Origin of the sequence: Pedobacter hartonius, assembly GCF_900107535.1 — a bacterium.
In the GTDB taxonomy this organism is placed as follows: Bacteria; Bacteroidota; Bacteroidia; order Sphingobacteriales; family Sphingobacteriaceae; genus Pedobacter; species Pedobacter hartonius.
In genome coordinates this window covers 126,815-139,458 of sequence record NZ_FNRA01000002.1, presented here as the reverse complement: position 1 = coordinate 139,458, position 12,644 = coordinate 126,815, and the positions used below count along the sequence as shown (strand labels likewise).

Here is a 12,644-nt window from a genome sequence, read left to right as displayed (position 1 = left end):
CACACCCGGGCATCCTGATCCCCTGATCAGGGTGCCTTTTTTTAGCCGATACCTTTTTAAAATATTTAAGATGAAAAAGATATACATTATATTATTTGTTCTGCTCTCTGCAAATGCCTGGGCACAATCAAAGTTTGATCATGTAGAACCAATGTTCTGGTGGACAGGAATGAAAAACCCTAAACTGCAGCTGCTGGTCCATGGAAAAAATATTGCAGGCTATACGGCAAAACTGGACTATCCGGGGGTAAAACTGCTGGAACTGCATAAAGTTGAAAACCCCAATTACCTGTTCCTCGACCTGGAAATATCTGCCGACGCAAAAGCAGGTAAATTCCCGATCATCTTTCTGGAAAACGGCAAAAAGAAATTCGATTACAGCTATGAGCTGAAAACCAGGGATACATCCCCATCCCGTATCCAGGGAGTAACCAGCAAAGACCTGATCTACCTGCTGATGCCGGACCGCTTTGCCAATGGCGACAGTAAGAACGATAAAGTAAAGGGACTTGCTGAACAGACCTTAAACCGTGACTCCATGTATTACCGCCATGGCGGGGATATTCAGGGGGTGATGAACCATCTCGATTATTTCAAAGACCTGGGCGTAACTACGCTCTGGATGACTCCCGAGATTGAAAATGATATGCCTAAGGCTTCCTATCATGGTTATGCAGTAACTGACCACTACAAGATAGATCCCCGCTTCGGTACCAATGAACTGTATAAATCTTATGTTGAAAAAGCACATGCAAACGGCTTAAAGATTATTAAGGATATCGTACATAACCATATGGGAACAGGACACTGGATCTTTAAGGATATGCCAATGAAAGACTGGGTAAACGAATGGCCAGTATATACGCAGAGCAGCTACCGCGATGAACCAGTGATGGACCCCCATGCCGCAGAAGCCGACAAAAAGAAAATGCTGGACGGATGGTTTGTGCCGAGCATGCCGGATATGAATGAGCGGAACCCTTATGTACAGAACTACCTTACGCAAAACCACATCTGGTGGATCGAATATGCAGGAATAGATGGCCTGAGATTAGATACCTATCCTTACAATGATCCTGCGTATATGGCCGACTGGGCGGCGAAGCTGAAGGCCGAATTCCCAACGCTCTCTATCTTTGGAGAAACCCTGGTGAACTCTGTGGCCTCGCAGGCCTATTTTACACAGGGCAATACCGTAAACAGGGGCTTTGATACACAATTGCCGGGAGTAACCGATAATATGATGAAAAATACCATCTATGAGGCCCTGAACGGTAAAGCCGGATGGACAGATGGTGTATTCAGGTTATACAATATCGTGTCCCAGGATTTTCTTTACCAGGACGCTACACGGAACGTAATCTTCTGGGATAACCATGACATGAGCCGTTTTTATTCGATGATCAATGAGGATATAGACAAATACAAATCAGGAATAGCCCTGCTGATGACCATGCGTGGTGTTCCTCAGTTGTATTATGGTACCGAGATACTGATGAAAAACTATTCTAATCCTGACGGGCTGGTACGTTCAGACTTCCCCGGTGGATGGACTGGAGATAAAATGAGTAAGTTTACTTCTGCAGGCCGTACGTCACAGGAGAATGAAGCTTTTAACTTTGTCAGCAGGCTGGCACATTACAGAAAGAAAAGTGCCGCCCTGCAAGAGGGAAAGCTGATCCAGTATGTCCCTGAAGACGGTATGTATGTTTACTTCAGGTTGGCCGCGGGGACAAACGGAAATAAGGATGTGATGGTGATCCTGAATCCTGAGGATAAGGCTAAAATGCTGAACACGGCAAGGTTTGCCGCCCAGATGAAAAATACGAACAGCCTGATCAATGTGATCAGCGGAGAAAAGCTGAATACAATTAAAGATATCACTGTGCCGGCCAAAACTACACTGGTACTAGAACTGAATTAATATGAAGGATACAACGATAGCATGCATTTTTGACCTTGATGGGGTATTGGTAGACACCGCAGTATATCATTATCAGGCATGGAAAAAACTCGCAAACTCTCTGGGATTTGATTTTAGCCATGCCCAAAACGAACAGCTGAAGGGTGTGAACCGCATGCGTTCTTTAGATAAGATCCTGGACTGGGGCGGCATTGTAAAGAGCCAGGAGGAAAAAGAAGAACTGGCAGCATTGAAAAACACCTGGTATGTGGATATGATCAGCAGGATGTCGGCCTCTGAAGTACTGCCGGGCTCACTGGAGTTGTTACAGGACCTGCATGATCGGGATATTAAGATCGCCCTTGGTTCTGCCAGCAAGAACTCAGGACTAATCCTGGAAAGAACCAACCTTACACATTTCTTCGATGCAATTGTGGACGGTAATGCGGTGACTACCTCAAAACCGGATCCCGAAGTTTTTGTTAAGGGAGCAGAGCTGTTAAACGCTGCGGCTGAAGATTGCATTGTCTTTGAAGATGCCTCGGCAGGTATAGAAGCGGCGATAGCTGCACATATGGCTGTTGTTGGTGTTGGAGAAGCGGCAAACCTGCCGGGAGCGGATCTGTTTATTAAAGATTTGACCGGTGTAACCGTGCAGCAACTGATTGATCTGGTCGCAAAAAAGAAAGGTTAAGAATTTTGAAATAACGCGGACATGAAGAACTATATACAAGCAGAAGAGTGGAACATCATAGAGGAAGGTTTTGATCCTCATCTAAATAAAATATCGGAAAGTTTGTTCAGCCTCGGTAACGGACGCATGGGGCAGCGCGCAAATTTTGAAGAAAGCTATTCAGGAGATACCCTGCAGGGAAATTATGTTGCAGGCGTATATTATCCTGACAAGACACGTGTAGGCTGGTGGAAAAATGGCTACCCGGAATATTTTGCCAAAGTACTGAATGCAGCAAACTGGATGGGCCTCAGCATAAAACTTGATAACGAAGAGCTGGACCTGAACCTGTGTAAGGTTACAGATTTCAGGCGGCAACTGAATATGAAGGAGGGTTATCTGGAACGCAGTTTTACAGCAGAGCTGAAATCCGGCAAACAAGTAATGGTAACCGCAAAACGTTTCTTCAGCATTGCCAATGATGAGGTTGCGGCTTTACATTACCAGTTTAAAACACTCAATTGCTCCGGGAAGCTTTCCGTCTCATCATTCATTGACGGGGATGTGAAAAACCAGGATTCCAACTACGATGAGAAGTTCTGGGATGAGGTCAGCAGAACACAAAATGAAAGTGGTTCTTACCTGACCATGCGCACCAAAAAAACAGAATTTGAGGTAATTACAGGAGTAAAGACCTTAGTTTTTAAAAACAATGACCAGCTTCAGGTTACAGCAGATCCTGCTGTGAAGGATAAATACCTGGCCGAACTGGTTTCAGTGGATATCGCTGAAGGGGAACTGATTGATATTTACAAGATCGCCACTAACCTGTCTTCACAGAACCTTGCCCCGGCAGAGCTGACGGAAAAGGCTGCTGAGATATTGAATGCCGCGATACTAAAAGGTTTTTCCGCGTTGCTGGAAGAACAGACTGCTGCATGGGCTACAAAATGGGAGGAGGGAGATATTATCATTGAAGGAGACATTGCCGCACAGCAGGCTATCCGCTTTAATATTTTCCAGTTGAACCAGACCTATACCGGTAAAGATGCCCGCTTAAATATAGGGCCAAAAGGTTTTACAGGTGAGAAATACGGCGGTTCCACCTATTGGGATACAGAAGCTTACTGCATCCCCTTTTATTTGTCTACCGCCCCGCAGGAAGTTTCAAGAAATCTGTTGATCTACCGGTACAAACACCTGGAAAAGGCGATTGAAAATGCGCAAAAGTTAGGTTTTGACAAAGGCGCCGCCTTATACCCGATGGTGACGATGAATGGCGAAGAATGCCATAATGAATGGGAGATCACCTTCGAAGAAATCCACAGGAACGGAGCTATCGCCTTTGCGATATTCAACTACGTCCGTTACACCGGCGACCAGGTTTATCTGCAGGAATATGGGCTGGAAGTACTGATCGGAATTGCCCGCTTCTGGAAACAGCGCGTAAACTGGAGTGACGCCCGGCAGCAGTATGTGATGCTCGGAGTGACCGGGCCGAATGAATATGAAAATAACGTAAACAACAATTGGTATACCAATACCCTTGCGGCTTGGTGTTTAAGGTATGCTGCGGAGGCTGCAGCCATCGTGAAGAAAGAAGATCCTGCAAGATATGCTGAGATTGTCAAAAAAACTTCTTTACAGGAAGAGGAAGAGTTTGGCGCATGGAAATCCGTTGCAGAAAATATTTACCTTCCCTATGATGAGGAAAAAGGAATTTTCCTTCAGCAGGACGGATTCCTGGATAAGGAGCAGACCCTGGTGAGCGAATTGCCGGTTTCACAGCGGCCAATCAATCAAAAATGGAGCTGGGACAGGATACTGAGATCTTGCTTTATTAAACAGGCAGATGTGCTGCAGGGCATGTACTTCTTTGAAGATAATTATGACCTGGAATCCCTGCGCAGGAATTTTGATTTCTATGAATCCCGCACCGTGCATGAAAGCTCATTGTCGCCCTGTGTGCACAGCATCCTTGCCGCAAAACTGAACGACGGTGAGAAAGCCTATGAATTTTATCTGCGTACCGCACGTTTAGACCTGGACGACTATAACAATGATACTGAAGACGGACTGCATATCACATCGATGGCAGGTACCTGGATGAGCATCGTGGAAGGGTTTGCAGGAATGAGGGTACGTAACGGCAAGTTGTCATTCACACCTTTTCTGCCCGAAGAATGGAATTCTTTTTCTTTTAATATAGGCTTCCGTGGAGTGCAGTTAAAGGTAAAGGTGAAAAAGGAGGAGATCACTATCGTTAATCCTGCAAAAGAGTTGATGGACATTAATATCTTTAGCCAATTGTACAATATTCCGGAAGGGGAAACGGTAATTGCCTATAAGGGATTAACCGTATGAAAAACCAATGCCGCACTATTGTCTTAATTATTTCACTGGTTTCAGGAATTATGGATACAGGTATGGCTCAGAATACTAACGAACACACGAATAAAAAGATAATGATCTACCAGCTTTTGCCAAGGTTATTTGGCAATAAGCAGCAAAACAATGTTCCCTATGGAACAATTGAACAGAATGGAAGCGGCAAGTTCGCCGATATAAACGATAAGGCGCTGGACGGGATAAAGGAACTGGGGACTACACATGTGTGGTTCACAGGGGTAATCTCCCATGGTACGCTGACTGACTATAGTGCTGAAGGGCTCCCGGCAAATAATGCGAATGTGATAAAAGGAAGGGCTGGATCGCCCTATGCGGTGAGGGACTATTACGACGTAGATCCTGATCTGGCCAGGGATGTAAAAAGCAGGATGGCCGAATTTGAGGCGCTGGTAAAAAGGACACACAACAAGGGCATGAAGGTGATTATCGACTTTGTACCTAACCATGTGGCCCGGGAATATCATTCCACCATGAAACCTGCCGGCGTTAAGGATTTTGGCGAAGACGATGATGTGCACGTAGGCTTCAGCCCGGGAAACGACTATTATTATGTTCCCGGAAAGGACTTTGTGGTGCCCGCACCGAAATCGGACAGACAAACCCCTTTAACTGCATTGCAGCAAAAACAATATACAGAATCTCCCGCGAAGGCAACCGGTAACAATGTTTTCTCTGAGCAACCCTCTGCAGACGACTGGTACGAGACCGTGAAGCTGAATTACGGGGTGGATTACCTGGACCATGATAAGCAGTACTTTGATCCCGTCCCGGCAGTGTGGACAAAAATGAGGGACATCCTGACCTTCTGGACAAATAAAGGAGTTGACGGTTTCCGCTGTGATATGGCTGAAATGGTTCCCCTGGCTTTCTGGAGCTGGATGATCCCCGAGCTGAAAAAGGTAAATCCCGACCTGATATTTATTGGTGAAGCCTATGACCCCTCTAAATATAAGTCATTCCTTACCACCGGTAAGTTTGATTATTTGTATGATAAAGTAGGGCTGTATGACGGGTTGAAAAGACTGATCAGGAGCGAAGACCATGCTGATGTGAATGATATCCGCAAAGTATGGCAGGTGGAAAGCGCCGGTTTTGGCGATCATATGCTGCGCTTCCTGGAAAACCATGATGAAGAACGTATTGCCTCTGCCGGATTCGCCGGAAGGGCAGAACTTGCACTGCCGGCAATGGTCGTGTCGGCCACTTTATCAGGAGGCCCGGTGATGACCTATTTTGGTCAGGAAGTAGGTGAGCCCGCCAGGGGATCGGAAGGATTTGGGGGTGAGGATAACCGCACGTCGATCTTTGATTACTGGGGAACACCCGAACATCAGAAATGGATGAACGAGGGTGCTTTTGACGGAGGCCGTTTAAGTACGGAACAGAAAGCACTGCGGGATTACTATGTAAAGTTACTCCGGCTGGCAGGCACATCAGAAGCTGTTGCCAGAGGGGAGTTCTGGGAAATACCCGTAGCGGGCAACATGAATGTTAAAATGTACGGTTATGTACGTTATACTGCAAATCAGCGCTTGCTGATTCTCGTGAATTTCGACCGCCATTACAGGATGGAAAGCCAGGTACAGGTTCCTGAGGTTGTCCTGCAGGGCAATCCCGTAAAGGATGTCAGGGACCAGCTATCGGATTTAAAAATAAATGATATTAATGAAAATACGATACCTGTATGGGTATTGCCAATGACTGCCCAGATCCTGGTCTTTTAACATCTATCAAACCAATATATCCCGTTATGGAACCAAACAAAGTTGTTGCTGTTAAACCGAAACTATCAAACCTCCAGATCTTTAACATGAGTGCCGGCTTTTTCGGGATACAGTTTGGTTTTGCCTTACAGAACGGTAATGCTTCAAGGATCCTGCAAACCTTCGGGGCCGATGTAGAACACCTGTCCCTGTTCTGGCTCGCAGCTCCGTTAACCGGGATGATCGTACAGCCGATCATCGGCTATTACAGCGACCGTACCTGGAACCGTTTTGGCAGAAGACGGCCATATTTCCTGGTTGGTGCAATCTTAACGGCGATCGCGCTTATACTGATGCCCAATGCAGGAGCCATGGCCAGCTTCCTGCCGCCCATCATTATCGGGGCAGGAATGCTGATGATCATGGATGCTTCAATCAATGTGGCAATGGAGCCTTTCAGGGCTTTGGTGGGCGATAAACTGCCTGAAAGCCAGAGAAGTTTCGGCTTCTCCATGCAAACTTTCCTGATTGGCGCAGGGGCGATATCGGGATCATGGCTGCCCTATATATTTTCAGCATACCTGGGTGCTTCCAAAGTGGCTGCGGCAGGACAGGTGCCCAATAACGTGATCTACTCTTTTTATGCCGGGGCAGCTATTTTGCTGGGCACTATTTTGTGGACAGTACTGAATACGAAGGAATATCCGCCGGAAGAAATGGCTTTATACCATGCTGCTGAAGCGGAAACAGAAGAACAGAAAGGCGTACTTTCTATCCTTACGGATTTCTCCAATATGCCTTTAACCATGAAACAACTGGGACTGGTACAGTTTTTCTCCTGGTTTTCGCTGTTCTCGATGTGGGTGTTTACCACTCCCGCCATCGCACAGCATATCTATAAAGTGCTTCCCGGAGATACTTCCTCTGTGAAATTTGCCGATGCAGGCAACTGGGTAGGCATCTTATTTGGGGTATATAATGGCGTCTCTGCGCTATATGCACTGGTACTGCCGTCAATTGCAAGGGCTACAAGCCGGAAAATTGCACATGCTTTTTCACTGCTGGCCGGTGGTGCAGGTCTGCTGTCCATCTATTTTATCAGCAACCCGGATCACCTGATCTATTCCATGATCGGTATCGGCCTTGCCTGGGGAAGTATCCTCTCTATGCCCTATGCGATCCTGTCCAGCGCTATCCCTGCGCGTAAAATGGGTGTTTATATGGGGATATTTAACTTCTTTATTACCATGCCCCAGATCGTAAATGGCCTGTTTGGTGGACTGATTGTAAAGAAATTTTATCATGGTGAAGCGATCTATGCGATTGTACTTGCCGGTATATTTATGATCCTCGGTGCAATATCTGTTCTTTATATCCGGAATGCTAAAGAGAAATAGGGAAATTTTAAATAATTTAGCTACTTTTACCGCCCACTTATGGAACAGATAAAAACGTCATTTGATTTTGAAAAACCTATTGCTGAATTGATGCAGCAAATTGAAAAGGTTAAACAGGTTGCTGATAAAACAAAAGTAGATATGTCTGCTACACTAATAGAGCTGGAAGATAAATTATCCAAAACTCAGAACGCCCTGTATACCAACCTCACAGGATGGCAGGAAGTTCAATTGTCACGCCACCCTGAAAGACCGCAGACCCTGGATTATATCAGTATGATCTGCGATGACTTCATCGAACTGCACGGTGACCGTACCGTAAAAGACGATAAAGCAATTATCGGTGGTTTTGCTACTATTGACGGGCAAACAGTAATGATCATAGGGCACCAGAAAGGTAAAAATACAAAGGAACGCCAGTACCGCAACTTCGGAATGGCAAACCCTGAAGGTTACCGCAAAGCTTTGAGATTAATGCGCCTTGCTGAAAAGTTCAATAAACCTGTGATCTCTTTTATCGATACGATGGGTGCTTATCCCGGAATAGAAGCTGAAGAACGCGGACAGGGTGAAGCCATTGCAAGAAACCTGCTCGAAATGTCAATACTGAAAGTGCCGATCGTTTGCTTCATCGTTGGTGAAGGTGCATCCGGCGGCGCATTGGGTATCGGTATCGGTGATAAAGTATATATGCTTGAACATACCTGGTATTCGGTGATCTCACCTGAATCCTGCTCATCTATCCTATGGCGCAGCTGGGATTACAAGGAAAGAGCAGCGGAATGTTTAAAGCTGACGTCAAATGATATGTACCGGAACCAGCTGATTGACGGTATCATCAAAGAACCGCTTGGCGGAGCACACCAGAATCCGGTAGTAATGGGGGAGACCTTAAAAGCCCAGATCCTGAAAGACCTGAAAGAACTTGGTAAAGAGAAAACAGATAAAATGATCGCTACGCGGATTGACAAGTTTTGTTCAATGGGGGTGGTGAATGAATAAGGATAAATAAAGGCAATGTGGTTTTGATGCTGCCTGCTGCTGAAGCGCAGCAGGGAAGGCAGCAAAACCACATTGCCTTTATTTATCTCTAAGGGGGGAGATCCGGGGGATAATCTAACTGGGAGTATAAATAGCAAGATCCCAAATAACCAAAATCCCGATCAAATCTAAAGCTCAAGAAAAATCCCGATCACAGTCTAAAGCTCAAGCAAAATCCCGATTAAATATCAAGTAAAATCCCGATCACAGTCTAAAGCAAAATCCCGAAAATATATCTATAAAAAAGCGGCCTGCAAATTCAAATTTGCAGGCCGCTTTTTTATGCCGTATGTTCTACTACTGCTGCGGTGCCTGGGAGAAGTAAACCGAGAACCGGGCTTCAAGGCCCTGGAACCGCTGGGTTAACTGCTGTGCCAGCTTAGTCTGTTTTTGCTCGGTGGCAGTTTTGACCATCTGGTTGAGGAATTGCAGGCCGAGTTGTACGTTCTGCCCGCCGATAAAGCGGTTTCTGCTTTTGGATACATCTGCAAGGTAAGTGAGTTCTTTCTGGATGTAGTCTGCAGATTTTTCCATCAGCGCATTTGCACGCTGTGTATCACCGAGGGTGTACAGGTTTTCGGCAAGGAAGTAGGTACCCATCATTGAACGCATGCCGTAGAATTTATCAGGCATTACTTCGAAATAGCGGGCAACTACTTTCTTGGCATCGGCGATCTTTCCTTCTTTGATCAGGCCGGAGATCGTGGTGTTGAATACGTTGTTGAAGATAGAGATGTCATCTGAGGACTGAGGGTCCAGATATTTGGATTCCTTTACGTTACCCCATTTGAATTTGTTATACATGTTACGGTACAGGATGTCAATATTGACGAGCTCATTCCTTCCTGCGGCTGTATCAATTTTAAGAGGCAGCAGGCGCATAGCCAGGCCTTCGGTATACAAATAGTTGTCCAGACCGTTAAACTGGTCTGAGGGTACTGTACTTGCAAAATAGATAGGTCTCTTCCAGTTGTTGTTAGCCAGAATGTCCAGCATTGCCAGCGTACCTTTGGTTACATATCCTTTATTGAAAGTCCACTGCATTACAGGGGTGATCTTGGCAGAGTCTGCTGCACTTACCGTTCCTGTTTTCACTACCTCTTCAGGGTTGATGGTCATTTTGAAGTTTTTAGTAGGAATGAAGTTTTCCTTTGTTCCGTTCTGCAAAGGAATTTTGTCATCATCATCATCGGACAGCAATACGGCCAGGATGTTTTTCAATTCAACAGCACCTGCAATTTTATAATCCTGGTAATACATGACGTCTCTTACACCCTGTACATATTGTGAGGGTTTCATGCTGATCGGAAGCGGTTCAGATTCATTCTGCCTGCGTTTCATCCCATCAATGTACCAATCGGTGTCAAATAAGCTCAGGTTCACTAAACGAACATCCGGTCTTACGTTTTCCACTTCCTGTATATACCAGAGCGGATAGGTGTCATTATCACCATAGGTGAACAGGATTGCATTCGGTGCGCAGGATTCAAGGTAATCAACGGCAATATCGTGTGCAACCAGTTTGGATGAACGGTCATGGTCATCCCATCCCTGGGCACCCATAATTACTGGTGCCCCCAGTAAACAAACTACAGTTGCAATGACAGCCGCATTTTGTGCGCTTACTTTTTTAAATACCCAGTCTTTGATAGCAAATACGCCAAAGCCTATCCAGATGGCAAAAGCATAGAAAGATCCTGCATAGGCATAATCCCTTTCTCTTGGTTCCAGTGGTTTCTGGTTCAGGTAAAGCACGATGGCCAGACCGGTAAAGAAGAACAGGAGGCCTACAATACCCGCATCCTTCTGGTTGCGTTTGAAGTGCCATACTGCACCAAGCAATCCAATGATCAGCGGAAGGAAGAAAAAGCGGTTATAGGCGCTGCTTTCTACAATAGAGGGAGGAAGGTGTGACTGATCTCCCAGCATGATCGCATCGATAGGTTTTACTCCGCTGAGGAACTGCCCCTGGTAAATGCCTGCACCCTGATCGTCATTCTGGCGGCCTACAAAGTTCCACATGAAATAACGCATGTACATATTTCCGATCTGGTACTTGAACAGGTAATTGATGTTATCAAACAGACCAGGAAAATGACTGTCGTCAAAACCCATCAGGCTTTTATATTCTTCTACGTGTCTTGGCTCATCGCTATACATCCTTGGAAATACAGTAGTCCTGTCATATTCGTAATCGGTTTTTTTGCCGGCCACTTCATATTTGGTATCGCCTTTCCTATAGATGTTTTTGCCTTCCTTAAGGCTTACTTTCTCGGAATTGTAATTCGGGCCGAATAATAAAGGCCTGTCTCCGTATTGTTCCCTGTTCAGGTAACTCAGGAATGAAAAAGCATTATCCGGGTTACTGTTGTTCAGGTTTGGATTTGCTTTAGCCCTGATAATGATCATTGCAAAGGAACAATAGCCAAAAATGATCAGTACAGTGGACAGCAGTGCCAGGTTTAAAACCTTTTTCTGCGTTTTGATAGAGTAACGGATACCCCAGGTAAAACCAACGATCAGCAGGATAGCGAAAAAGATCACTCCCGTTCCGAAGCCCATACCTAAAGTATTGACGAAGAACAGATCGAAATATGCCCCGAAGGAAACTACATACTGGATAATGCCGTACTGAACAAATGCAAGGATCAGGATACCTACGGCGAAAGTTTTGAATATTCCCAAATTTGTGGGGTTGCGTTCTTTCTTGAAATAGTAAACAAAGGCAATGGCAGGAATAGTCAGTAAGTTCAGCAGGTGAATACCGATGGATAGCCCCATGATATAGGCAATGAACAGCAACCATCTGTCGGCACGCGGCTCATCAGCATGCGACTCCCATTTTAAAATACCCCAGAATACGATTGCCGTGAACAGTGAGGAAAGGGCGTATACCTCGGATTCTACAGCAGAGAACCAGAAACTGTCAGAATAAGTATAAGCAAGAGCTCCTACTACACCGGCACCCATGATCGTAATCAGGTCTCCTGTGGTCAGGTCTTCATTGCGTTTCAGGATCATTTTCTTGGCGAGGGCCGTAATGGTCCAGAACAGGAATAATATGGTTGCCGCACTTGCCAGGGCAGAGCCTACATTCATAAAGTAAGCGATTTTATGGATGTCGCCCATAGCAAATATGGAGAAAAAGCGTTGTATCATTAAGAACAATGGGGCTCCGGGCTGATGCACTACCTGCATCTTAAAGGCCGAAGCTATAAACTCTCCGCAATCCCAGAAACTAACTGAGGGCTCTAAAGTGAGTATATAGGTAACTGTGGCAACGAAAAAACACAGCCATCCTGTAATGTTATTAATTTTTGAATAATTCATTTTGATCTTGATATATAAATTGGCTATAAAAATGCAGCCGAAAATAATCAATAAGATTGACATAAGTACATACATCATTATAGTTTAACAAAAATTAACCCGCCAAATGGCCTTCAAACGCGTTTTTAGAATTATTTTCAAATTTTTTACCGGAGGATTTGCAATTATCAAAAATCTGCGTAGATTTG

General features: G+C 45.3%; 7 protein-coding genes. 6 read left to right on the top strand and 1 reads right to left on the bottom strand.

The window, feature by feature from the left end:
- Window positions 1-70: 70 nt before the first annotated feature.
- Genes BLW16_RS04125 through BLW16_RS04100 form a run of 6 tightly spaced genes read left to right on the top strand, consistent with a single transcriptional unit; the run spans window position 71 to window position 9,087 of the window.
- Entirely contained in the window at window positions 71-1,924 is a 1,854-nt protein-coding gene (locus BLW16_RS04125; protein ID WP_090555310.1) for a glycoside hydrolase family 13 protein, read from the top strand.
- Between the two features lies 1 nt (window position 1,925).
- On the top strand, window positions 1,926-2,597 hold the full coding sequence (pgmB, locus tag BLW16_RS04120) for a beta-phosphoglucomutase (RefSeq protein ID WP_090555309.1): 672 nt from the start codon (window positions 1,926-1,928) through the stop codon (window positions 2,595-2,597).
- Between the two features lie 21 nt (window positions 2,598-2,618).
- Window positions 2,619-4,940: a glycoside hydrolase family 65 protein gene (locus BLW16_RS04115; RefSeq protein ID WP_090555308.1), complete on the top strand. Its 2,322-nt coding sequence runs from the start codon at window positions 2,619-2,621 to the stop codon at window positions 4,938-4,940.
- Entirely contained in the window at window positions 4,937-6,709 is a 1,773-nt protein-coding gene (locus BLW16_RS04110) for an alpha-amylase family protein (protein ID WP_090555307.1), read from the top strand. The genes BLW16_RS04115 and BLW16_RS04110 overlap by 4 nt, the downstream gene beginning before the upstream one ends.
- A gap of 26 nt (window positions 6,710-6,735) precedes the next feature.
- A complete protein-coding gene (locus BLW16_RS04105; protein WP_090555306.1) occupies window positions 6,736-8,085 on the top strand; it encodes an MFS transporter in 1,350 nt (449 codons plus the stop codon).
- Window positions 8,086-8,124: 39 nt separating this feature from the next.
- Window positions 8,125-9,087: an acetyl-CoA carboxylase carboxyltransferase subunit alpha gene (locus tag BLW16_RS04100; protein ID WP_090555305.1), complete on the top strand. Its 963-nt coding sequence runs from the start codon at window positions 8,125-8,127 to the stop codon at window positions 9,085-9,087.
- A gap of 336 nt (window positions 9,088-9,423) precedes the next feature.
- Here BLW16_RS04100 and BLW16_RS04095 read toward each other — a convergent pair whose 3' ends face one another.
- Window positions 9,424-12,456, bottom strand: coding sequence for a DUF2723 domain-containing protein (locus tag BLW16_RS04095; RefSeq protein WP_090555657.1), 3,033 nt, complete (start codon window positions 12,454-12,456; stop codon window positions 9,424-9,426).
- Between the last annotated feature and the right edge of the window lie 188 nt (window positions 12,457-12,644).

What these genes read in the sequence shown, in the direction of transcription:
- BLW16_RS04125 (WP_090555310.1), top strand. Translation starts at nt 71, where the DNA reads ATGAAAAAGATATACATTATATTATTTGTTCTGCTCTCTGCAAATGCC.
- pgmB (WP_090555309.1), top strand. Translation starts at nt 1,926, where the DNA reads ATGAAGGATACAACGATAGCATGCATTTTTGACCTTGATGGGGTATTG.
- BLW16_RS04115 (WP_090555308.1), top strand. Translation starts at nt 2,619, where the DNA reads ATGAAGAACTATATACAAGCAGAAGAGTGGAACATCATAGAGGAAGGT.
- BLW16_RS04110 (WP_090555307.1), top strand. Translation starts at nt 4,937, where the DNA reads ATGAAAAACCAATGCCGCACTATTGTCTTAATTATTTCACTGGTTTCA.
- BLW16_RS04105 (WP_090555306.1), top strand. Translation starts at nt 6,736, where the DNA reads ATGGAACCAAACAAAGTTGTTGCTGTTAAACCGAAACTATCAAACCTC.
- BLW16_RS04100 (WP_090555305.1), top strand. Translation starts at nt 8,125, where the DNA reads ATGGAACAGATAAAAACGTCATTTGATTTTGAAAAACCTATTGCTGAA.
- BLW16_RS04095 (WP_090555657.1), bottom strand. Translation starts at nt 12,456, where the DNA reads ATGAATTATTCAAAAATTAATAACATTACAGGATGGCTGTGTTTTTTC.